Annotated in this window: 18 protein-coding genes and 1 pseudogene; 13 read left to right on the forward strand and 6 right to left on the reverse strand. The window is 54.9% G+C overall.

Annotation, left to right across the window (positions count from 1 at the left end; all coding sequences use genetic code 11):
- Positions 1 to 299: 299 nt before the first annotated feature.
- On the forward strand, positions 300 to 2,015 hold the full coding sequence (locus PCH01S_RS00155; protein WP_042225687.1) for an ABC transporter ATP-binding protein: 1,716 nt from the start codon (positions 300 to 302) through the stop codon (positions 2,013 to 2,015).
- Positions 2,016 to 2,175: 160 nt separating this feature from the next.
- On the opposite strand, the gene PCH01S_RS00160 is transcribed toward PCH01S_RS00155, so the two are convergent.
- From PCH01S_RS00160 to PCH01S_RS00175, 4 genes are all read right to left on the reverse strand, one after another.
- Positions 2,176 to 3,375 (reverse strand): MFS transporter, encoded by a 1,200-nt coding sequence (locus PCH01S_RS00160; protein ID WP_042225688.1) that lies wholly within the window; start codon positions 3,373 to 3,375, stop codon positions 2,176 to 2,178.
- 35 nt (positions 3,376 to 3,410) lie between these two features.
- Positions 3,411 to 4,466, reverse strand: a complete 1,056-nt coding sequence (locus PCH01S_RS00165) for a Gfo/Idh/MocA family protein (protein ID WP_042225689.1) — start codon at positions 4,464 to 4,466, stop codon at positions 3,411 to 3,413.
- A gap of 62 nt (positions 4,467 to 4,528) precedes the next feature.
- A complete protein-coding gene (locus tag PCH01S_RS00170; protein WP_042225690.1) occupies positions 4,529 to 5,386 on the reverse strand; it encodes an HAD-IIB family hydrolase in 858 nt (285 codons plus the stop codon).
- A complete protein-coding gene (locus PCH01S_RS00175; protein WP_272509742.1) occupies positions 5,370 to 6,698 on the reverse strand; it encodes a DegT/DnrJ/EryC1/StrS family aminotransferase in 1,329 nt (442 codons plus the stop codon). Before PCH01S_RS00175 ends, PCH01S_RS00170 begins: the two co-directional genes overlap by 17 nt.
- Positions 6,699 to 6,802: 104 nt before the next feature.
- Here PCH01S_RS00175 and PCH01S_RS00180 point away from each other — a divergent pair, with 104 nt between their 5' ends.
- A complete protein-coding gene (locus PCH01S_RS00180) occupies positions 6,803 to 7,795 on the forward strand; it encodes a LacI family DNA-binding transcriptional regulator (protein ID WP_042225694.1) in 993 nt (330 codons plus the stop codon).
- A gap of 136 nt (positions 7,796 to 7,931) precedes the next feature.
- Positions 7,932 to 8,756, forward strand: a complete 825-nt coding sequence (locus tag PCH01S_RS00185) for an alpha/beta fold hydrolase (RefSeq protein WP_042225696.1) — start codon at positions 7,932 to 7,934, stop codon at positions 8,754 to 8,756.
- Between the two features lie 252 nt (positions 8,757 to 9,008).
- On the opposite strand, the gene PCH01S_RS00190 is transcribed toward PCH01S_RS00185, so the two are convergent.
- Positions 9,009 to 9,749: an SDR family NAD(P)-dependent oxidoreductase gene (locus PCH01S_RS00190; protein ID WP_042225698.1), complete on the reverse strand. Its 741-nt coding sequence runs from the start codon at positions 9,747 to 9,749 to the stop codon at positions 9,009 to 9,011.
- Positions 9,750 to 9,883: 134 nt separating this feature from the next.
- Here PCH01S_RS00190 and PCH01S_RS00195 point away from each other — a divergent pair, with 134 nt between their 5' ends.
- The 5 genes and pseudogenes from PCH01S_RS00195 to PCH01S_RS00215 all read left to right on the forward strand — a co-directional run bounded on the left by PCH01S_RS00195 (position 9,884) and on the right by PCH01S_RS00215 (position 15,343).
- Positions 9,884 to 10,771 (forward strand): LysR family transcriptional regulator, encoded by an 888-nt coding sequence (locus PCH01S_RS00195; protein WP_042225700.1) that lies wholly within the window; start codon positions 9,884 to 9,886, stop codon positions 10,769 to 10,771.
- A 470-nt stretch (positions 10,772 to 11,241) separates the two neighbouring features.
- Positions 11,242 to 12,459, forward strand: a complete 1,218-nt coding sequence (hemA, locus tag PCH01S_RS00200) for a 5-aminolevulinate synthase (RefSeq protein WP_042225701.1) — start codon at positions 11,242 to 11,244, stop codon at positions 12,457 to 12,459.
- Between the two features lie 65 nt (positions 12,460 to 12,524).
- Positions 12,525 to 13,022 (forward strand): GNAT family N-acetyltransferase, encoded by a 498-nt coding sequence (locus PCH01S_RS00205; protein ID WP_042225703.1) that lies wholly within the window; start codon positions 12,525 to 12,527, stop codon positions 13,020 to 13,022.
- A 21-nt stretch (positions 13,023 to 13,043) separates the two neighbouring features.
- Positions 13,044 to 13,355, forward strand: a pseudogene (locus PCH01S_RS31665) (Gfo/Idh/MocA family oxidoreductase); the annotation flags it as partial.
- An 812-nt stretch (positions 13,356 to 14,167) separates the two neighbouring features.
- Complete coding sequence (locus PCH01S_RS00215; protein WP_042225706.1) at positions 14,168 to 15,343, forward strand: MFS transporter; 1,176 nt, start codon at positions 14,168 to 14,170, stop codon at positions 15,341 to 15,343.
- A 146-nt stretch (positions 15,344 to 15,489) separates the two neighbouring features.
- Here the strand turns inward: PCH01S_RS00215 and PCH01S_RS00220 are convergent, their stop codons facing one another.
- Complete coding sequence (locus PCH01S_RS00220) at positions 15,490 to 16,311, reverse strand: MBL fold metallo-hydrolase (protein WP_042225707.1); 822 nt, start codon at positions 16,309 to 16,311, stop codon at positions 15,490 to 15,492.
- 174 nt (positions 16,312 to 16,485) lie between these two features.
- On the opposite strand from PCH01S_RS00220, the gene PCH01S_RS00225 reads away from it, so the two are divergent.
- The 5 genes from PCH01S_RS00225 (at position 16,486) to PCH01S_RS00245 (ending at position 23,725) form a co-directional block, all read left to right on the forward strand.
- Positions 16,486 to 17,781 carry an MFS transporter gene (locus PCH01S_RS00225; protein WP_042225710.1) on the forward strand — a complete coding sequence of 432 codons (1,296 nt, stop codon included), beginning with the start codon at positions 16,486 to 16,488 and terminating at the stop codon, positions 17,779 to 17,781.
- 266 nt (positions 17,782 to 18,047) lie between these two features.
- A complete protein-coding gene (locus PCH01S_RS00230; RefSeq protein ID WP_042225712.1) occupies positions 18,048 to 19,718 on the forward strand; it encodes an ABC transporter substrate-binding protein in 1,671 nt (556 codons plus the stop codon).
- 16 nt (positions 19,719 to 19,734) lie between these two features.
- Complete coding sequence (locus PCH01S_RS00235) at positions 19,735 to 20,661, forward strand: ABC transporter permease (protein ID WP_042225713.1); 927 nt, start codon at positions 19,735 to 19,737, stop codon at positions 20,659 to 20,661.
- Positions 20,662 to 20,704: 43 nt separating this feature from the next.
- A complete protein-coding gene (locus PCH01S_RS00240; RefSeq protein ID WP_042225714.1) occupies positions 20,705 to 21,613 on the forward strand; it encodes an ABC transporter permease in 909 nt (302 codons plus the stop codon).
- Between the two features lie 33 nt (positions 21,614 to 21,646).
- Complete coding sequence (locus tag PCH01S_RS00245; RefSeq protein WP_042226247.1) at positions 21,647 to 23,725, forward strand: dipeptide ABC transporter ATP-binding protein; 2,079 nt, start codon at positions 21,647 to 21,649, stop codon at positions 23,723 to 23,725.
- Positions 23,726 to 23,739 lie beyond the last annotated feature (14 nt).

Below are 23,739 nucleotides of genomic sequence, written 5' to 3' on the forward strand. Positions count from 1 at the left end.
CAGGCAATTATCGAGGCGTGGCTTAAATAGATTTAAGCGCTTACAAATTGAGGGTTAACACCGGGAATGAGAAGACAGAGCCGTTTATCCGGAAAATATTATACCAGTATCATACTATCAATGCTAAATATTAACAACCCTTATTTTCGTAGATTTAGTAAAATTATTCATAGCTAACGGTTCGTAACGCGGGAATGTTTGGCTTTAAGGGAATTTTATCTTTGTTGTTCGACGGGTTTGTTCTACAATACGAGTAGGCGTGTGCATCGCGGATAAAAGATAGAGAAAGAGGGATAGAGTTGCTTAAACGTTTTTTTGCCTATTATCGTCCTTACCGGGGACTGTTTATTCTGGATTTCGGCTGTGCCGTGATCGCCGGGCTGCTCGAGCTTGGCTTTCCGCTTGCGGTGAACTTGTTTCTGGACAAACTTCTTCCGGGCCAAGACTGGTCCCTGATTACATGGGCTTGCATCGCTCTTCTGGCGATTTACTTGCTGAACATGGTTCTCAATTACGTCGTCACGTACTGGGGCCACATGCTTGGGGTAAACATCGAAACGGATATGAGGAAGAAACTGTTCGATCACATCCAGAAGCTCTCGTTCCGGTTCTTCGATAACAATAAGACCGGTCACCTTATGACCCGTATTACGAACGATTTGAACGAAATCGGGGAGATTGCCCATCATGGTCCGGAGGATGTTTTCATCGCTATAATGACCTTAGTCGGAGCTTTCCTACTTATGCTTTCGATCCACACTAAACTGGCCCTGCTTACGTTTATTGTCATTCCTTTGCTTGCCTGGTTTGCCATCTATTTTACCAAAAAAATGACCCATACGTATGAAAGGCTGTTCGGCAATGTGGCCGAATTTAACAGCCGGGTCGAAAACAATATCAGCGGAATCCGCGTAGTCCAGGCATTCGCGAACGAAGAATACGAAAAGAATTTGTTCAAAGGAACCAACCAGCAGTATCGTCAGACGAAACTGCTTGCCTATAAGCTGATGGCGAAAAGCATGTCGATCAGCTACATGATGATGCGATTCGTTTCGATTTTCGTGATGCTGTGCGGAACTTATTTCGTCATCCGGGGCGAATTGTCGTACGGCCAGTTTGTCGCGTTCCTGCTCCTGTCCAACGTGTTTTTCCGTCCGATCGAGAAAATCAACGCCGTGCTTGAAAGCTATCCGAAAGGCATTGCCGGGTTTAAAAAGTACATCTCAATCATCGATACGGAGCCCGATGTGGCGGACGGCAAAGACGCGGTAAGCGTGGATAAGCTTAAGGGGGACATCGTCTTCGATTCGGTTACATTCGGATACGACGACCAGAAGAACATTCTCGACAAGCTGAACCTGAACATCCGGGCCGGGGAAACGATTGCCTTTGTAGGGCCGTCCGGTGCGGGAAAAACGACGATCTGCAGTCTGCTTCCCCGGTTCTACGATTGCAAAAGCGGCGCTATCCGCATCGACGGCATGGATGTCCGGGATATGACGCTGGAATCTTTGCGTAACCAGATCGGAATTGTGCAGCAGGATGTGTATTTGTTCGAAGGCACCATCCGGCAAAACATCGCTTACGGCAAGCTGAGAGCGAGCGAGGAAGAAATTTGGGAAGCGGCACGGCAGGCCCAACTGGAAGAATTTATTCGGAAGCAGCCGGACGGAATGGAAACGATGATCGGCGAGAGGGGCGTCAAGCTGTCCGGCGGGCAGAAGCAGCGTCTCGCAATCGCCAGAATCTTCCTGAAAAATCCGCCGATTCTTATTCTCGACGAAGCGACTTCGGCGCTGGATACGGCCACGGAGCTGGCGATTCAGCAATCGCTGACCGAATTGTCGAAAGGGCGGACGACTCTTGTTATCGCACACAGGCTCGCCACGATCAAGAACGCCGACCGCATCATCGTCGTAACGGAACGCGGAGTGGTCGAGGAAGGCTCCCACAGGGAGCTTGTCGCCGCCGGAGGCATTTACAGCGGTCTGCACAAAGCGCAGTTCGGCGTCTGACGCGGACCGTGCGAACAACGCGAACAGTTTGGGCAGCCTTACGGCACCCAAAATGAAGCAGCCGGACAGAAGTCTGGCTGGAGTGTGAACGCAACAGTATCTACCGGCAAGGATGAGCCGCTTTTTAAGCGGCTTTTCGGCATGGGCAAGAGCATGAACCTTAACGGTCCATGCTCTTGTGTGCAGGCTTATAAATGCCATTCCCCGCGTCCCTCAGCCGGAAAGAAATGAACCAAAGCAGCAGCGCCAGTCCGGCAAACAGGAACAGCGTAACCGTAAGCTCTTCCAAAGCCAGGCTCCAGCCGACTAGGAGCGAAATGAGCGATCCTCCCAAGCTTGCGGCAGCGATAAAGTAGCTTGTCACCTCATCTACATATCCCTGCCTCACGGAGGCCGCAAATGTAATCGCAACCGGAAACAGGGGAGACGCCGCAATGCCCGTTAGAGAAATGACTCCCAGCACCAGGATTGCATCATGAAGAAAGGGGAACACACCTAACAGTAGAATCAGACACACAGCGGAAATTTGCAGCATCGGCAGAGGCGGAATCTTCTTCCCTTTAACGGCAAGCACGGTTCGTCCGATAACCATCGAAGCCCAGAATACGGAAACTCCGATCAGGCTATAGCTTTCAAAGCCGCCGACAATCATCAGCGAAGGCAAAAAGTTCGCATAGCTGGTCTCGATCCCGGCATAAACGAAGGCAAACAGAATGAGCAGGCTCAAGCTTCGCTTTTCCCCCCTCATCAATCCGCCTCCCGGGTAAATCTCCTCCGACCCGCTTACGGCTTCTTCGGGCTCTGGAAACCGCTGCTTCGGCCGGAGGATTGAAATCAAGGAAACCCAAGCCGCCAGCAGCACGACAATTGTACTGAGCAGGGAGTACAGAACCAAAGGAATCACGTCTTCGCCGGCCAGCAGATGGATAAGGATCGGGAAAAGCAGGGCGCCGAAGCCGAAGAATACTTCCAGCTTCGCCATCCCTGCCTTGCCGGTTTCCCCCTGTGCTATGATCAAAGCCCCTACGGTCGTCTCCAGCGTTCCCGCGCCGTATCCGATCAGGAACCCTGTCAGAGAGAGCAATTCCCATCTGTCGATCCACAGATAACCCGCCAAGGCGGCCCCGACCATACCCAGTCCAATCGTAATGACGACGAACGGGCCGACTTTCTTGGATAGGACGGGGGAGAAGAGTACACCAATGAGAAACCCGATAAACTGCACAGACAGGATCACGGAAATTTCCTGAGCTCCAATGTCGTAGCGTGCATAAAAATGAGGTGACAAACTGCCGATGAACACATGAACGACGCCAACCAGAAAATAAAAGGCGCAGCCCATCCAAAGGACGATTCGCATCGTCGGCCTCCTATCTGCGGAAGGCAATCAGGGGATTAGGCCTGCATCACAAGCGCGCCTGAAAGATCCTTCGCGTGTGTTTCGAAGAACAGATTCAGCGTAGCTTGAGAACGGTGCCCGTCCGCAAAGCTCGGCAGACCCATTCGGCTTTTCCGGAGAATGGCGTCCACCCATGCCATCTGCTCGATCCGGAATGAATCCGCCCAGCCGTGAAACTCGCCTGCCGGGTCCGTCAATAAGGCGGGAGGAAGATCGAAGCTTGTGGACGAGATTCCTTCCGTGACGGTATAGCTCAGCGGATTGCGGGTGTGATAATGGAAATTTTTTCGGTGTCCGATGACTTCGATGCCGAACCCGCATTCCTCGGGGACCGTGCTCTTAGAGGTAACCATATGAATGAACACCTGATTATGGAGCTGTCCCAGGATCTCCGAATAGTCGTCGACCTGGACTTCTCTGTTTTCTTTTTCCTTCACATGGGTGGCCATTTTGACACGGATCGATTCGGGCCGGAAATCCGAGCGGAACAGATACCAGATCATGTCGATCAGGTGTATGCCGAGATCGCCCAGGGCGCCGCTAGTCTGTTTGCTGGCTTCGCTGTCCCTCCAGGTGAAGGCTTTTTTTCTCAGAGCGCTGTCTTTCTTAAAAGAGATATTGAAGGAAATGATGCCGCCGTGTCCGCCGTTGCGGATGAACTCCATCAAGATATGGACGAATGACAAATACCGGTAATTGAATCCCATCATGGCGATGGCATGGGCTTTATCCGTGTAGTCCCGCATCACCTGGGCTTCTTCGAGAGTGATGGCCATCGGCTTCTCGCACAGGACATGCTTGCCGGCGGCCAAGGCCTGCAGCGCATGATCCTTATGCTTGAAGTTAGGGGAGGCGACAATAATGCCGTCCGAGGAATCCAAGAGATCCTCATACCTTTCGAAGGCTTGTCCTCCGAAGGTGGACGCGAATCGTTCGCCTGCGGGTTGATGGATATCGTGTACGCCTGTCAGGACGGCCTCTTTGACTGTCGACAGTGCTTTGGCATGCGTCATGGCAATATTCCCGGCTCCGATAATACCAATCTTGATCATCTTAATTTCCTCTCCCTTATCCGTGGTTTTTCTCTCTGATTAAACAAAAGGTCTTTGAATCGTCACGCTCCCGCTTGCAGGTGTTCTTTCAGTACATGAAGAATGCCTTTCACATAAGCCCCTTCGGAGACCAGGGGATGCAGGCCTTTGGCTTCCTCCGTCGCGTTGTGAACCAAGTAGCCGTGCCGGACGGCCCGGAGCATATGAAGGTCGTTCCCGCTATCGCCAAAAGCAAATGCATGCTCGGGCTGAACGCCGTACCGCTCCAACATGAAGCGCACGATCTCGGCCTTGCCGGTCCCGAGCGGAATAAAGTCCACGTCATAACAGTCTTCCGGATCGCCTGCCAGAGGATTGCATCGGTTAATATTGACGTCTACCCGGTATCGGCCGGCTAAATCGCGGATGTGCTTTATCGTGTGCAGGTCCGTCATGGGGTCTCTTTGCCTATAGTAAAAGTTCCACTTGAAACGGGAGTTGCCCAGCTGGGTCTGAGGGGTCAGGTCCACGCCGTACTCCTGAGATAACTCCCCGATCAACGATTTGACCGTTTCTTCGGAGAAACCGCTGCTTTCAAGCCGGCGGTCCCAATGCTCATCCCTCATGCCGTAGCGTTCCCGGGTCACATAGGTCAGCTCCGTCCCGAGGTCGCTTGCAATAAAGTGAGGGAAGATCCGGAATTTCCCTCCGCTCATTTTACGCAAAATATCCTCGAGTTTGCTGCCGCTCACCCAGCCGATCATCAACTCTCCCTCACGGCTCTTCCGTTCAATGAACGCTTCAAGCTCCTCCAGTTCCCTGCGGTGCTCTTCGAGCAGGACGTGCGGGAAATACGTTTCGTCAAAGTCGCAGAACACAATGTGTTTTGGCTTCACGGGATGTTCCAGTTGGATAAAACCGTCTTTATACTCCGATAACACGTCGCAGTCCCTCCATCAGATGATCTTGCTCTTCCCAGCTCAAATGCGGATACATAGGCAGGTGCAACAGCCGGCTGTGCGTCTGCTCCGTTTGCGGAAGATGCGCATCCTTATAGCGGGCATCCACGAACGGGGTATTCTGCCTGTGGGACAACACGGGGTAGTAGATATCGGTTTCGGCCGAATACTTGTCCATCAGCTCGCGCCGAACCAGATCCCTGTCCGCACTCAGGATTTGAATGGGGAAGTGGTGCCAGACATGATCATCCGACATTTCGGGCAGCCGGATTTTCTGGCTGTCGGCCAGCGATTGCAGGCCTTGGCGGTACCGGTCGGCCAGAATCGTACGTTTGAAGTTGTTCAGGGACAAATGTTTCATCCGCTCGATCCCGATGGCGGCTTGCAGGTTATCCATTCGGCTGTTGTATCCGAAGTCCCTTACTTTCCGGTTCTTGACGTTGACTTCAAATCCGTGATAGCTGAACTGCATGCAGCGCCGCGCCGCTTCTTCGTCATCGAGAGCTATCGCGCCCCCTTTGCCGCATACCCCCACATTCTTGTACGGGTTGAAGCTCAGAATCAGGGCATCTCCCTCACGTCCGAGTTCCGTTACGCCAATCGCTTGGCAGGCGTCCTCCACAATCTTCAGGCGGTAGCGGTCCGCGAGCTCACGGAGTCCCGCCATGTTCGCTTTCTTCCCGTATAAATGCACCGGGAGGACAAATCGGGTCCGGGGCGTAATGGCCGCTTCCGCGCTTGCGGGGTCCAGCGTATACGTGTGCGGATCGATATCCGCAAAGACCGGTACACCGCCTACTGCAAGCACGGCATTTTCGGTTGCGGCAAAACTGTTGGCCGGCATAATAACTTCATCGCCGGGGCGAAGACCCAAGGCGAGCAGTGCCACCATCGCCGCGTCCGTTCCGCTGGAGGTGGCGATGATATATTTTTTCCGCAGATAGCCTGACAGGATCTCTTCAAAGCGGTTCACGTACGGCCCGCTGGTAAACTGCCCTGTCGGGAGCACCACTTTCATCACCGCCAGAATCGCTTCCACCTCTTCTGCAGAGATCAGCCTGTTCAGAGGCAGGAAGTCGACTTTTCCGGGAAATTCGGAGAGGGCGGGGAATAGGGAACGAATCCAACTATTAATTGTATTTTCTTTCCTTGAAATGTATAATTTTTCTAGTAACTTGCTGTTCACCAAATGGTTTTCAAAGCAATCCGGTTCTACGTCACGGCCTGTTTTGCTGCAATCCAACAGATGAAGATAGTCTTTGCTTGTTCCCCAATATTTGTTTTTAGTGGTCAGCACGGTTTTTCCTCCGTTTCCAGAATTTTTTGATAATTCCTATCCGCCTTCATCGTAAATTATGAAATCGATGACAGGTCAAGACATTTTTTGGAGGAAAATCCATGCCTACGATACAAGAGATCGCGAAGCTCTGCAAAGTATCGACATCCACGGTGTCGAGGGTCTTGAACAATCACCCGTATGTATCCGAGAAGATCAGGAGGGAAGTCTTACGGGTTATTGAAGAAATGAACTACACGCCGCACTTTTTGGCCAGAGGGCTGCGCACCAACAGCTCCAAATTACTGGCCGTCTCCGTTCCTAAGGCGGACCATCCCTTTTTTGCCGGACTGATCAAGGGAATATCGCTGCAGGCGCTGGAATCCAATTACAAGGTGTGCGTATTTCAAACCTTCTATTGTAAAGAAAACGAGCTTGAATTGATGAAGCTTCTCCAGAATAGGGAAGTTGACGGGATCATTCTTGGCGCACTGGAAAACCTGTGGGACGATATCGCTCCTTACCTGAAGCGTGGGCCCATTCTCATGTGCAACGAGTTTCACGAAACCGCGCAAGTCCCCATTCTGTGCTACAACGAATTCGAATCAGGATATACTGCGGTGAGGCACCTGATCGAAAGAGGGTACCGGGACATCGGCTTTTGCTTCGACACGGCCAATAGTGAAGCGCAGAACATTCGGAAGAAGGGGTATTTGGCCGCCCTGGCGGACCACAACCTGCCTTATCGTGAGGAGTGGATTTTTGATGGAGCCTTCTCGATCCTGGACGGCATCCGTATTATGAACCGGATCCACGATCTGCCGGAAAAGAAACCGGCCGCGCTTTTCTCGGGCAGTGACCAGGTTGCGGCAGGGTTGATCAAACAGGCTGTGAATCTCGGCTACAGCGTACCCGGCGACTTGGCCGTCATCGGATACGACAATCAGCCGATCTGCAGGGTAACGACGCCGACCATTACGAGCATCGACATTCCGGTGGAGCAGTTGGGACGGAAAGCCGTTTCAAGGCTCCTTGCCTGCTTGACGGAAGAACTTCCGTTGAAGCGTGAGGTCACCCTGTTTCCAACTGAATTGGTGGTACGGGAGTCTACATGAGGCGATGCTAAGACTTCTTTCATGAAATAGACTGCGGGAATTTATAGACTGTAATCCGGGAGGGGGGCGAGAGAAGTGTAACTGTACTGCAGTAGTACTCCAACCAAAATATAAATACATAAGGAGAATTGAAATCATGCAACGTTTTTCCAAAATGGCACTATTCATGGTGGTTATTCTTTTATTGTCCGCAACAACGGCGTTCGCTCAAACATCCAAGGTTGATGTCGGCAGCGGATTGGAACTTCTTATCGACGTTCAAGGAACATCTGTCCCCGGTAAACCGACCGTGGTATTCGATTCCGGTTCCGGTGATGACCATACGGTATGGCAAACAGCTTATGTACAACAACAAATCGCTCAAAGCACATTGACCGTTTCCTACGACCGTGCCGGTCTCGGTCAATCTGATGATGACGCTAACATTGCCAAGAACGGTGTGACAAAAGCAACTCAACTTCACACCTTGCTTCAAAACGCGAATATTCCCGGCCCCTACCTGTTCGTGAGCCATTCCATTTCCGGCGTATTTGCTCGTACCTACGCTGCTCTGTATCCTAGCGAAGTAGCCGGCATTATCTTTGTCGATTCCACTCACGAAGATGTAGTCCAAGAATTCGGAGAAGAATTTATCCGGGGCGACATTGAGTACTCCGGCGAATTTACATGGAGCGACTGGTTGACAACCGATCAGCAAATTCGTCAACTGAGTGCACAAGATGCACTTCGTAACACACCGATCACGGTTCTTTCCGCTAACTGCCACGGTGTCTGCGACGAGCAAAACCCGGGCAGCTTGATCGACGAAACCAAATGGGCTTCCCTGCAAAACAAAATTGCAGCCCTATCCGACGATGTTGTTCACACAACCGTTGATTCCGGCCATTATATTCAATTGAATAAGCCGCAAGCGGTAATCAGCGCGATCAATGCGATCGTTACACGTATCAATCTGCAATAACCACCGAGAAAGTATAGATTCTGTTATCTGTCTAATCTTATCGCGTGAGAGTGATTGGGAAATTATGGAAAAGCTGTCCTCCGGGAAAAATGCCTTATAAAATCCAAAAGCGCTTCAAAACAAAAAGATCATGGGCACAGGTGCCATGATCTTTTTTATTAAGCGCTCACATCGGCGGCACAAGACTCTCCTCTGCCGGGGTCGGCTTTCCATATAGAAGCGCTGGAGTTACAAAGCTACTAAGCTACAAAGCTACAAGGTCTGCCCGGCATCTGCCGTCAAAATCTGCCCCGTAACCGCCTCCTGTTCCAGAAGGGAGCAGATGATTTGGGCGATGTCTTCCGGGGTCGCAATCCGCTGGAGCGGAAGCTTGCCGATGAGAGCGTTCATCGTTTCTTCCCGGCCTTGCCACCAGCGTGTCGCTACCGCGCCCGGCGCGACGCAGTTCACGCGGATCTCCGGCGCAAGTGCTTGGGCCAGGGATTTGGTCAGCCCGTGGACGGCTGCTTTCGACACGGCATAAGGGATGGAGGAACCGACACCCGTAAGTCCGGCTATGCTGCCGACATTGACGATGGCGCCGCTCTTGTTTTTTTTCATCCGGGGAGCGGCGGCTTTGGCGCAGGTAAACATGCCTTTGACATTAACCGCATAAAGTTCATCCCAAACTTCCTCCGTGGCCGAATCCAAATCGCTCATCGGGATATGCCGGGTGACGCTGGCATTGTTGACAAGCAGGTCGATGCTTCCGTACCGGGCGGCAATCCGTTCCGCAAGCTCGTTGACTTCGCTTTCCCGGGTCACATCCGCTTTAAAAGCGGCGGCACGCCCGCCTTCTTCGGCAATCATCCGCACGGCGGATTCCGCATCCTCTCTGGATTGCGAGTAGCTGACGACGACGATGGCGCCCCGTCTGGCCAGTTCGAGACTGGTCGCCCTGCCGATGCCGGTACCCCCGCCTGTTACCCAGGCGACTTTATTTTGCATGAACATGTACGATCACTCCTTCAAGGAATTGGAATCAGGCTTTCTGTCTCCAGTTTAAAGGAAAAGAGCGATTTCATATACTTGAATGTTTTGAATGGAACGTTCATAATAATCGAATGAAGTGAAAGGAGGGACGCCGGGTGGATTTCAAAACGTTAAAGTCCTTTCAAAAAATCGTCGAACACGGAAACTTCGCCCGTGCGGCCGAAGAATTGGCTTATTCGCCGTCTACGGTCACTACCCAGATTCAGAAGCTGGAAAGCGATCTGGGCGTGCTGTTGTTCGAGCACGGCAAAAAAATCGCGTTAACCGAAGCGGGCCGCCTCTTTTATGAACAAAGCATTCCGATCCTGCAAAACATGGAGCAGCTGCAAAAAACGCTGGGTGATCTTGTGTCGGGTGAGGCGGGGCAGGTAAGGGTCGGCGTTTCGGAGCCGACGGCCAGTCACCAGTTTCCCGGACTGATCCGGCGTTTTACGGATATGTATCCGAATATTCGAATTTCCGTTGAGATAGCCGGAACGTCTGTTTTGACGGACAAAATCCTGAAGGGCGAGCTGGACTTCGGGTTAGGTTCGTTCCCGGACTCGGCGGCTCAGCTCCATTTCGAGCCTTTGTTTACGGAGGAGTTTCTCCTGCTCGTGCCTCAAGATCACGCGTTGGCCCGGGCGGAATCGGAATCGGTGACCCTGGGACAGCTTCGCGAATCCCGTCTGCTTATTACGGCACAGTCGTGTCCTTACCGCAGAAAGCTGGAGACGGCGCTCCGGGAAGAGGGAAGCTTTCCGCCGGATACGATGGAGATCGGCAGCATGTCCGCGCTAAAACATTATGTCGCCGAAGGCCTTGGCGCAGCGCTTGTTCCGCGGATGGTGCTCGATCCTTTGCCGGAAGGCACGATAGCGCTTCCCATGGAGGGCAGCGGAATTAACATGACGTGCGGCCTGATTTGCAGACCGGCTGATCTGCCGTTAAAGCGAGCGGGAAAGAACTTTTACGACTTTGTGCTGCATGAGTTCACCCGCTAAAAGGGATGACGCTTCTGTTCATTCCGGCTTGCCTTTTATAAATCGCCAAAGCAAAAAACACCGACGTGCGGTGTTTTTTTGTTTTTCTGATTCCTCCGGAAAGTTTACACGAGGGGTGTAAGTCCCTGAAGAGTGGACGTTAGTTAAGATCCCCGAACCGGAAGGAGGACCGGATTCTGCCATAAGTGAACCTTTATCTTGAAAATTAACGAAACGTTTATTCCCTGAAAAAGCTCCCGTAATCTTGTCACATTAAGATTGAAGAAGCAGTGAGAATTGACCTTTGTATAATTATAGCCTCCGTAGTTTGTTCCAGATTAAGCAGTTGACCTGAAAATATAATTGACAGAATTGTACAAATTTACAAAAAACCTCTTGATTGTTATATCCGAGTTAACCTATACTATTAATTGGATAGGAGTTCCGCATCATACAAAAACATACAAATCATAAAACTGGAGGGATGAAAGATGTACACGGAAATTGCTGAAAGCAAATTGAACCAATTGAAGGAAAGCGGCCAATATCGCGAGTTTGTCACCATTAACCGGCTGCGGACAAAGTACCCTATGGCTCTTGTCGATAACCAGGGAGATCACCCGGTGGTCGTATGGTGCAGCAATGATTATCTCGGTATGTCTCAACATCCAGTTGTTATCGAAGCGATGCACAAGGCAATAGAATTGTACGGAGCCGGCTCCGGCGGTTCCCGGAATATCGGAGGCTCCCACCACTATTACGCGGAGCTGGAAGCTTCGCTTGCGCAATGGCACGGCAAAGAAGCGGCTCTCGTATTCCCGACGGGCTACGGTTCTAACGACGCCACGCTTCAGTGCCTGGCGCGTGTTTTTCCCGACAGCATCATTTTCTCGGACGCCTTGAATCATGCTTCCATCATTAACGGAATTGTCAGCTCCAAAACGGAAAAAGCCGTTTTCCGGCACAACGACGTGCAGCATCTGGAAGAATTGCTGGCCGCCCAGCCGGCCGACCGGCCCAAAATCATCGTGTTCGAATCGGTATACTCGATGGATGGGGACATCGCGCCGATCCGCGAAATCGTACGCTTAGCGAAAAAATACAAAGCCCTCACGTTCCTTGACGAGGTACATGCCATCGGGATGTACGGACCGCGCGGCGCGGGAATCGCGGCCCAGCTCGGCGTAGCGGACTCCATCGATTTTATCCAGGGAACGATGGCTAAGGGCATCGGGATTATCGGAGGCTACATAACGGGTTCGGCACCGCTGATCGACAGTGTGCGTTCCTTCGCCTCGGGCTTCATTTTCACAACGTCGCTGCCTCCGGCCGTAGTAGCGGCCTGCTACGCCAGTGTGGAACATTTGAAGCGTTCGGATGCGGAGCGCAGCGCACTTCACGCCAAGACGGGTCTGCTGCGCAATGCGCTGGCCGAGGCCGGTATTCCGGTGATGGAATCCAGCGAGACGCATATTCTTCCCGTTCTGGTCGGGGAGGCGAAGAAATGCAAGCTGGCTGCGCGCAGACTGCTGGAGAAGCATCATGTTTACCTGCAGCCGATCAACTCGCCCACAGTGCCGGTCGGTACGGAGCGTTTCCGGGTGAATGTGACCCCGAATCATACGGAAGAGCACATCTACGAGCTGGTAAACGCCTTAACCGAAGTGTTCGAGTATTTCGATATCAAAACACTGGCTTTGAAAGCCTGACCCGATCTTCCGGTTGAAAGGTCGGTTCCATCAGCCTGCATCAGAAGAAACGGGAGTGAATCGGCATGAATACGAGTCTGGCCCTGCGGATAAGAAGGGCTTCGTTGGAAGATATAGGAGAGCTTGTGGAGCTCCGTAAAATTTTGCTCAGCCGGGGCGAGGGGCATTATGTTTCCCGCTCCGCCGAAGAAGACCTCGCCTGGCAGTCGGAGTACCGGGATTGGCTCCGAGCTAATCTGAAGGGAAACGACCGCATACTCGTGGCGGCGGCAAGTATGGACGATGAAGAACGAATTTGCGCCTGCGCTATCGGCATTATCGACGACCGGGCGCCGATGAAAGGCTGCCTGAACGGCAAAGTCGGCTGGATTCAGACTGTGGTCGTTCATCCGGACAAGCGGCGCCACGGACTGGGCGAAGGGATTATGAATTATGTTTTATCCTGGTTCCGTGCCAATGAAGTAGGAAAGGTAACGCTCCAGACAACTCCATCCGCCAAGCGGCTGTACGAGAATTTGGGCTTTACGGAATCGGGGGAAGATCTCCTGATTAAAGAATTTTAATGATTCTCGGAGGGAACGCGCATGAACGTACTCATTATCGGACTGGGCTATGCGGGAACCCGCTTCTCGCAAGCCTTCTCCAATCTGGACCCGGCGGTGACGGGAAATGAACCCGTTGAGATCGCTTATGTGAACCGCAGTCCGAAATCGAACGGCTACCGGTATTTTTCCGACATAGAGACGGCCGTGAAAGAATTCGAGCCTGCCGTAGTTGTCGTAAGCGTAAACGACGAATATCATATCGACGTGATCAAACAGCTCCGGGGCTACCGGGGATTCGTTATTTGCGAAAAACCTCTGGTGCACCCTCAGGACGATCTCGACGAGGTGGAGGCAAGCTTGAAGCACACCTCGGGATTCGCTCTGGATCTTGTGGAGCGGTACTCGGATGCCTCGATCACGTTGAAGCAGTATGTGAAGGATCATAATTTGCGTCTCGTACGCGCCAATTTTTACTGGGGAAAGGACCGGATCAACGACCATAGGCCGACTAGCGGGGTGATCAGCGAAATAATTCACCCGCTCGATCTCGTGCAGTGGGTGAGCGGCGGAGATGCGGAGCTGGAGTTGAAGGATCTGCAGGGCATCCGCTCGGATTTCTCCATTTCCGGAACGGCCGTGCTGGACAGTGCGGCGATAACCGCTAATCTGGCCGGAGCCGTCGTCACGGGTTACAGCAGCTTCGTCAACATTCTCCGCAAGCGGGAGGTCGATCTCGTTTTCGCCTCACCGGCGAATAAGCTGATTTTCGCGACGATGATTTTTGACACGCCGGTCTGGGATATCGATTATTTACGGATTTGGGAAAAAACGAATATCGGAGAACGCGTCATCGTGGATCTCAAGACGGAAATCGACGAAAGCCGTCCGGAGCTGAACACGATCCGCAAGTTAATCCGGCTCGTCGGCGATGCTGCGGGGTTTGCCGCTTCAGGGGCGGAGCCTTCTCAGCCTTTCGCGGATTTGCCAAGTTCCCTGAAGCTCCAGAAGCTGCTCAATACGATCGACGCGGACGCGAGGACAATCGGCCCTGTACAGTATGTCGTCGGCTCCGAACGAGAGTTCTTCAATGATGAAACGAACTGGGAACGCCTCGGCTGAGCTTCCGGGTCTACCATCGAACAAGATAAGCGAGGGAGATTTCCATGCAAAAAGTTTTACTGCTTACCGTCGGCATGTTCGCTTTGGGCTTTGATGCCTATGTGGTGGCGGGTCTGCTTCCCGCAATCGGATCGGACTTTAACATCAGCGCATCGCAGTCCGGTCAGGCCGTAAGCGTGTTTACGCTCTGTTACGCACTGGCGGCGCCGATATTCGCCACGATACTGGCCGGCAAGCCGGTAAGGCGCATACTCCTGCTGGCGCTCGTCGTGTTCACGCTGGCCAACGCGGGAACGGCTCTTGCGCCGACCTATACGCTTCTGCTGCTCTCCCGCGCGATTGCCGGGATCGGAGCTGGCCTGTATTCGCCGCTGGCTGCTGCGGCGGCGGCGGCCCTCGTTTCCAGCGAGAAGCGGGGGAGAGCGCTTGGCATGACGCTGGGCGGAATGAGCATGGGGACAGTCATCGGGGTCCCCGTAGGGCTGCTCATTGCCGAGCAGATCGGCTGGCGGGGAACGCTCTGGGCCGTAACGGCGCTCGGCGTCATCGCGATCATCGGCATTACCGCCCGGTTTCCGAACTTTCCGGCGGCGGCTCCGCCGTCCCTGCGTCAGCGTCTTGCCATGATGACGAACGGGCGCGTTGCCGCGACTGTCGGCATCACGTTTATTACAAGCGTGGCCAGTCTGGGGCTGTACACGTACGTCGCGTCCGTTCTCCAGGATCTGGCCGATATCGAGTCCATTACTCCGTACTTGTGGGCATGGGGGATCGGCGGAGTCATCGGCAGTTTTTCCATCGGAACGCTCATTGACCGTACGGGACGTCCCAGGCTATTGATGACCGTGATTCTGGCGCTGATGGCGCTGGCGGTTTTCGTCCTTCCGGTCGGGATTCATTACGCGCTCGCCGCTTTCGCGGCATTCGTTGTGTGGGGCGCGACCGGCTGGGCTTCTCAGGCTCCGCAGCAGCATGTGCTCCTCGTCCTTCAGCCCGAACACGGGCCGGCCGCCGTGGCGCTAAACAGCTCCGCGAATTATCTCGGCAGCGCGGTAGGCTCCGCCCTTGGCGGCGCGGTTCTGCTGGCGGGGCTGGCACCCGGCCAACTGCCGATCGTCGCGGGCGCGCTGATTGCGGCGGCGCTGCTCGGGCAGATCTGGATCGTCTCGCGCAGCCAAGGCTTCGCCAAAGCCGGCCGGGAAGAGAAGATCCAGTCTTGAGCGGGATCGCGTGAGCGCGAAAACAAAAAGACCTTTCAGCCGTTTAGCGGCATGAAAGGTCTTTTTGTCGCCCGCGTCAGGTCGCCCGCGTCAGGCCGCCCGCGTCAGGCCGCCCGCGTCAGGCCGCCCGCGTCAGGCCGCCCGCTCTATCCGCCGACGTACTCGCTGCGGACGATCCGGACGTTCTCGTCATGGCAGCCGTCCGTAAAGGCGGAGCAGTAAGCGTGCGCGTCCCGGAGCGCGAGCAGAGCGTTGCCGTCGTCAGCCTGAACGGCCGCGATCAGGCTTGCGAGGTACCGGTCCGCGAGCTCCAGCCGGCGTTCCATTTCGCGGACGTCCTCGGTCGCCTCCCCGTGGCCGGGGACAAGCAGCTCCAGGTTATGGGTGCCGTAAATGTGCCGGACAGTGTCCAATGTCCCTTCATACGCTTTGGCGCTGTCATAAATGAAAGGAAGCTCGAAGTCCGACAAATAATCCCCCGCGATCAGTACGCCTAACGGCTCGACTACGGTCATCAGCCCGTCAGCCGTATGACCGGGTGCAAGATAGAAAGTCAGGCGGGTTTCTCCGAGCTGGAACGCCTGGCCGTTTCCGGCCGCTGCGATATCAACATGCGGGAACTCCACGGGATAGCCTCTGTCGATATAGTGGCCGGCATCGAACGAAGTAATGAGGGCCAGCTTTTTTTCTTTGTCCGGGTGGTTGCGCAGTCCCTCGCTTCCGATCGTGACAGCCCCCGGGAATGCCTTATATCCGATGATATGGTCGAAATCGCCGTGGGTAAACAGCACGTAAACCGGCCGGTCGCCCCGCACGGCTTCGACATGCTGCCGGATTTCTTCGATCTCCCGGGGCAGCCAGTTCGGATCTGCGATCAAGACGAGATCATCTGTCACGATTACGGTCGAGGTTGTTTTGTATATCGCGCTTTGAAAAACTGTTACCTGTTCGCTCTGGTATTGGATCATACGGTTCACGATCTCCTTGCTTCATGGACGATTTACGCCCGGCATTTAAGAGAAATTGTAGCATCCAAAGAAGGAGAAAGGAACCGGGGGAGCTTACTTTTTGGAAGAACCCTTTTATTCACCGCCGGATGAAAAAAGATACCGCTTACTTGCAAAATGAGTTATGCTAGGAGCATGACGAACTTTCTTAACGAATGGAAAACCCAACTGCTCCAATACAGCCGGAACATTCGTCTTTTTTTCGTGTTTATTTTCGTGTGGAATACGGGTCTCGGCATGTTCGGGCTCGTGTACAATTTGTACGTCCGCGCTCTGGGCTACGATCAGACGATGGTTGGACAGTTGGTCGGGATGACGGCCATAGCATCCGCAATCATATTAATCCCGGCGGGAATCATGAACGACAGATTCGGGCCCAAGCGGATCGTATCCGCCGGTCTCTTTTTTGTGCTGCTGGCACTCACCGCCCGCTCTCTTTTCGAGTTTAAAAACGCCCTGCTCGTTACTTCGTTTCTCGGGGGAATGTCGCAGGCGGTCGTATCGGCTACGATCATTCCTTTTATGGCCAACAATTCAACGCCCCGGCAGCGGGTTCACTTGTTCAGTTTCAACATGGCGCTAAGTATGTTCGCAAGCGTGGCGGGAAATATGCTGGGCGGCGTTTTGACGGATATGTTCCAGTTTGCCTTCGGCCTCTCGGAAGTGCTCAGCTTGAGAACGACTTTGTTGATCGGCGTCGGGACGATGGCGCTCGGACTCATTCCCGTGCTCTTGTATACATCGGAAGATGCCGGAGAAAAAGACGAAAGGAAAGATGAAAGGGCCGGTCCTAAACCCGGCTGGCGGCAAACGGCATCCAGGCATAAATCTTCGCTCCAGATTATCGCGCTGTTTGCGTTTCTCAGCCTGTTGTCCTCGACGGCGGGCGGGATGATTGTGCCTTATTTGAACGTCTATTTCGAGGACAGGTTCGATGCCTCCAAAACGATGATCGGCTTCATTGTATCGCTGGGACAAGGGGCGACCGCGCTTGCTTTTCTGCTCGGCCCCGCCATTGCGCGCAAAATCGGCGAAGCGAGAGCGGTCGTCCTGCTCCAATTGAGCTCGATTCCTTTTCTGCTAATTACCGCATACTCGTCTAATTTTACGCTCGCCAGCGTAGGATACTTGTTCAGACAGGCGCTTATGAATGCGGCGAATCCTTTTTACAGCACGATCAAAATGAAGTATGTCGACCGCTCGATGCGGGGACTTGCGTCCAGCTCGGGGGAAGCGATGTTCAATCTGGGCTGGTTTCTGGCCTCTCCGGTCAGCATGGGGCTAGTGGCGACGTACGGTTCTTACTACGGCTACGCCTACGCTTTCAGCATTACGGCCGTCGTTTATACCGTGATTTGCATTCTTTTTCACGTGTTCTTCGGCAAAGAACGCTTCAAGCCGGCGGAGGAAGCCGAGCAGGTAGCGGGTTAACAGCCGATTTGAGCGGGATGCTTCCGAAAGGAAGTGTCCCATTTTTTTATTGCATGTCCTGATTGCCAAGGATTGACAGAAATAAGAGGGATAGCTATAATCATAACATACTAATATTATCGGTTTAATCAGATATCGACCAGGTCACTGGAGATACGGTCTTTCCCGGGGGAAAGCTGTGTCTCCTTTTTTTGTGGGACAGGGGAGGCCGGGGACCGGGAGAGGCGGCTGAGTCGGACTTAAACTTAATGAAATGGAGAGGACTTATGATTTCATCCATACGTCATGTTCACAAGGCAGTTCTGATTGCACTTATTCTCGCGATCGTGTCCGGCTGCGGGGGAAACGCGGGGAATACCGGCAGCGCAATTTCTCCGGCCTCTGAAAACGGAACAGCCGGGCAGCCGTCCGCCGTTCAAGGCGGCACGTTTACGTACGCGCTCGCCGGATCGCCGTCCGGACTCGATCCTAATGTGGTGCCCGCCGCACTTGATTACCGGGTGATGCGCTCCATTTACGACAGTCTTGTCGTCCAACTGCCCGACCAGTCCATCAAACCGTGGCTCGCCGAGGAGTGGACGGTTTCATCCGACGGAAAAGAGTACACGTTCAAGCTGCGCAAGGACGTGAAGTTCCATGACGGAACACCGTTTAATGCGGCTGCCGTTAAAGCGAATTTCGACCGGATCGTGAATCCGGCGACCAAGTCCCGGTTCGCCGTTACCCTGCTGGGCCCCTATGAATCGTCCGAAGCGGTTGACGAATACACCGTAAAGGTGCGGCTGAAGTCGCCTTACAGCGCGTTTCTGAGTTCGCTCAGCCAGGCCTTTCTCGGAATCGTTTCACCGGCGGCCGCCGAGAAATACAAGGACCAGCTCACCAAAAACCCCGTCGGCACCGGCCCTTTCAAATTCGTGAGCTGGACCGAGAATTCGGCCGTTACGCTGCAGCGCAATCCCGACTACAAATGGGCGCCGGAACTTGCCGCCAATAAAGGCGCACCGTACATAGACAAGCTCGTATTCAAAATTATTCCTGAAGAGGCGACCCGGATCGGCAGCGTCCAGAGCGGGCAGGTTTCGGCCGCAGAGACGGTACCTCCGCAAAATTTCGTCTCTTTGAAGAAGGACCCGAACGTGCAGCTTTTCCAGGCGGAGTCTTCGGGCATTCCCTACACGCTGATGCTCAATCAAGATCATGCGCCTTGGAACGAGCTGGAGGCCCGGAAGGCCGTCCAACTGTCGATCGACTTCGATGCCATCGTCAAGACTTTGTATCTAGGCGCTTATACACGGGCCTGGTCTCCGCTGACTCCGTCCGTGCTTGGCTATAATGCCTCCCTGGAAGGAGTCCAGAAACCCGATCCGGACGAAGCGGGACGCCTGCTTGACGGACTGGGCTGGATCAAGGGGGCGGACGGAATCCGTGAGAAAAACGGCAAAAAACTGACGATCCGTTATATCGACGCGTCGCCGAACAGGGAGAAGCGCAACGACATTGCGGCGATGATCCAGCAGCAGCTGAAAAAAGCCGGAATCGCCGTCGAAGTGGAAATTTTGGCCGATACGACGCCGGCTCTGATGGTTAAGGGGACGAATGATCTGGTCGGCGTCAGTAATGTTTCGGGCGACCCGGACATTTTGCGGAGTTTTTTTCACACGAATGCCATTCCGAAAGACGGGAAGTGGGGGCACAACCATACCCACAAATCCGATCCGCAGGTAGACGCTTGGCTGGAAGAAGGACTTAAAGAGCAGGACCCCAAGAAACGGGCGGAGATTTACAAGCAGGTTCAAGCGTATCTGATCCAAAATGCTTACGGATTCCCCGTGTACGTATTTCCGTATACCGTCGCAGCCGGGAAAAACGTGAACGGACTTAAATTCGATTCGCTGGGATATCCGTTGTTTTACGATGTAAGCCTGAAAAAATCGTGACGGGGGGGAAGCCGGGTTGATTTACGCCATCGCAAGAAGACTGGTCTCTTCGCTGCTTGTCATAGGAGGCGCTTCGGTTCTCGTCTTCTTTATTCTGTACCTGCTGCCGGGAGATCCGGTGCTGATAATGCTGGCCGGTACGTCGGCCTCTGCGGAGACGGCAGCGAATCTGCGGCATCAGCTTGGCTTGGATCAGCCCGTGATCCGGCAATTTCTCGTCTATGCGGAAAATTTGTTGCGGGGGGATTTCGGGAAATCTCTCGTGAACGACGACCCGGTGCTCCCCAAAATTTTGGAGCAGTTTCCCGCAACGGCGCTGCTTACGGCAGCGGGTACCTTTCTGGCGGTAGTGACGGGAATCTGGCTCGGCGTGGTTTCGGCGATTCACCGCAACAGCTTCATTGATTTTTTGGCCCGCATCGTGTCGCTGTTCGGAATTTCCATGCCGACCTTCTGGTCGGGCATCCTTCTGATTCTCGTTTTCTCCGTCCGACTGAACTGGTTTCCGGCCGTAGGCTCGGAAGGGTGGGAGTCGCTTGTCCTGCCTGCGGCTGCGCTCGGGCTCGTGGGATCGGGTTTTATCGTGCGGATGGTGCGGAGCTCCATGCTTGAGGTGATGAACGAACCTTTTATTACCACCCTTCGTTCCAAAGGACTTAGCGAAAGAGTCGTCATGTACCGGCATGCGCTGCGCAGCGCCCTCATTCCGGCTCTTACCATGATCGGCATCCAGATCGGGGAACTTATGGCCGGGGCCGTCGTGATTGAAACGGTCTTTTCCAGACAGGGAATCGGTCGGCTGCTTGCGGGAGCCATCCTGTCCAAAGATCTTCCCGTCGTACAAGGCGTCGTTTTTTTTACCGCAATCGTGTATGTCCTTGTCAATGTGTTGGTGGACTTGTCCTATGCTTTCATTGATCCCAGAGTGAGAAGGGCCGTCTGATGCAGGTGGTCGTTAGAGAGACGCGTGAAAAAGGGGGAACGGTATGAAAACCGCAGCCGAAGTTAACTACGTGCCGGAACAGCTCACCCGGGAGCGGAGCCGGGAACCGAAACAAAACCGGAAAATACCGGGCTTTGTGCGCCAAGGGGATCTTCCGTATTATGCGGCGCTCTTAATCGTGTCGGCGATTGCGCTCAGCGCAGTCGTGCCGCAATGGCTGGCGCCTTATCCGCCGGTGGAAATGAATGCGGACGCCCTCCTCCAGAAGCCGGGCGCCGCCCACTGGTTGGGGACGGATTACTACGGAAGGGATATGCTCAGCCTTCTCATATACGGGGCTAGAGATTCACTTCTGTTCGGCGCGGGCTCCGTCGTCATCGGCGGGGCCGCAGGCATGCTGATCGGCAGTCTGGCCGGTTACATCGGAGGCTTCGTGGACGGAATGCTCATGCGGATCATTGATGTGCTCATGGCGATACCGAGCTTGCTGCTGTCACTCGCCATTGCTGCCGCCTTGGGGCCGAGTCTGCTCAACATTGTGCTGGCCGTCAGCGTATCGCTGGTGCCCAAATTTGCCAGGGTTGTCCGCAGTCAGGTGATCGGCATTAAGAGCCGTCCCTATATCGCCGCATCCCGGTCGATCGGTGCGGGCGGAGGTCATATTTTCGTGAAGCATGTGCTTCCTCACGTTTTTTCTCCGCTGCTCGTCATGGGAACGATAGGAATCGGATCGTCCATCCTGGTCGGCTCAGCGCTTAGTTTCCTGGGGCTGGGGGTGCTTAAGGAAATTCCGGACTGGGGAACGCTTCTTTCGCAGGGCAGAGGATATTTGACCGTCGCCTGGTGGAACGCGACTTTTCCGGGACTCGCGATTACGGTCCTGGTGCTGGCCGTCAATCTGGTGGGAGACCGCTGGAGAGACGCGCTGGACCCCAAACAGCATGCAAAGTGAATGGGAGAAACACACGGAGGGGAGGGGACGAACTTGGCAAAGCCGGTTCTGGAAATCGAGCGGTTGAAGGTGGAGTTTACCAAAGAAAACGAAAGCCTGACGGCGTTGTCTGAAGTCAGCCTGCATATCAGGCCCGGCGAGACGCTCTGTCTGGTCGGGGAGTCCGGCAGCGGCAAAACGATTTTGTCCAAAGCGATCCTCCGCCTCGTGGAATATGAGGGAGGACGCATCACGCATGGCACCATCCGGCTGGGACAGGAAGACGTAACCCGGCGTCCGCAGAAGGGGATGGGCGCAATTCGAGGAAGGAAGGCGGCGATGGTTTTCCAGGAGCCCATGGCGGCGTTCGATCCGCTTTTTCCGGTCGGGAAGCAAATCGCGGAGGCGTATCTGCGGCATAACCGCAGTTCCTATAAGGAGGCGCTGGAGCACGCGGCCCGGCTGCTCGGCAAAGTCGGCATCCCGGAGCCGGGCCTGCGGATGAAGCAGTATCCGGGAGAGCTGTCCGGGGGAATGCTCCAAAGGGCGATGATTGCAATGGCGCTGTCCTGCGGTCCCGACCTGCTCATCGCCGACGAGCCGACAACGGCACTGGACGTAACGATCCAGTCGCAAATCCTGAACCTGCTGAAGGAGATCCAGAAGGAGTACGGCATGTCGATCCTATTCGTCACGCACGATCTGGGCGTGGCGGCCGAGATTGCCGACCGGATTGCCGTTCTGTACGCCGGCGGAATCGTCGAAGTCGGCGGGGCCGACACGTTGTTCCGGACGCCGGTGCATCCTTACACGAAGGGGCTCATCGGCTCCGTCACAGGTTTGGAGACTCCCCGGGGCTCCCGGCTTCCTTCCATTGAAGGAAGCATTCCCCCGCTGGCCGAGCCGCCGTCCGGCTGCCGCTTTCACCCCCGCTGCCCGCATGCCATCCAGAGGTGCGCACAGTCCGCACCGCCTCTGGAGGAGATCGCGGGACGCGAGGCGGCGTGCTGGCTTGCCGGGGAACTCCGGCAGGAGGAGGATGCGCAGGCAGCGGAAGCCTCGCCGGACATCGTCCGGGAGCGTGCGGAGTCCGCGACTGCCGTGATCCGGTCCGCCGCCGTTTCCGCTCCGCGCGAGGAAAACACCGCAGGGGAGGTCTCCGGCGATGGGGTGCCGCTGTTTTCCGTACACGGCCTGCGGAAAACATACCGGCTCGGGGGCGGGTTTCTCCGCCGGCCCAAAGGGTCGATCTATGCCGTCGACGACGTCACCTTCACGATCCGGGAGGGCGAGACGTTCGGGTTGGTCGGTGAATCCGGCAGCGGCAAGTCGACTCTCGGCCGGACGCTGCTTCATCTGGAGCCGCCTACGGAAGGCGAAGTTCTTTTTGCCGGCAAAGAGCTTTCCGCCATGTCTCCCTTAGAGCTGCGGAAGGCAAGAAAGCAGATGCAGGTCATTTTCCAGGACCCGTACGGTTCGCTCAATCCGCGATGGACGGTCGGGCAGTGCATAGGCGAGCCGCTCGCCGTACACGGGACACACCGGGGGAAGGAACGCAGCGATAAAGTCGCGGAGCTGCTCGCTTCGGTCGGGCTGCCCCCTTCGGCGGGCAACAGGTATCCTCACGAATTTTCGGGAGGACAGCGTCAAAGGATCGGCATTGCCAGAGCGATGGCTCTGCAGCCCCGGTTTATTCTGGCCGATGAGGCCGTATCGGCGCTGGACGTGTCGGTGCAGGCCCAGATTCTGAATCTGCTGCAGGAACTCCGGGAGAGGGAGAATCTCACGTATCTGTTTATCGGGCACGGCCTTCAGGCAGTCCGGCATATGTCCGACCGCATCGGCGTGATGTACCTCGGCAAGCTTGTGGAAACAGCCCCGAGCGACGAGCTGTTCCGCCATCCGGCCCATCCTTACACGGCCGCTCTGCTGGCGTCCGTCCCGAGGCGCGACCGCTCCGGCTCCCGGGAGAGAATCCGGCTCGCGGGCGAAATTCCCTCCCCGGCCCATCCGCCGTCCGGCTGCCGGTTTCACACGCGCTGCCCGGCGGCAACGGCGCTGTGCCGGGAAGTTCAGCCCGAATGGATCGAGGTCGGCCCGGGACATGCCGCAGCCTGCCATTATCCGTTGTAAAGCGGTCTTCTACT

Source organism: Paenibacillus chitinolyticus NBRC 15660 (assembly GCF_000739915.1).
Classification (GTDB): Bacteria; Bacillota; Bacilli; order Paenibacillales; family NBRC-103111; genus Paenibacillus_F; species Paenibacillus_F chitinolyticus.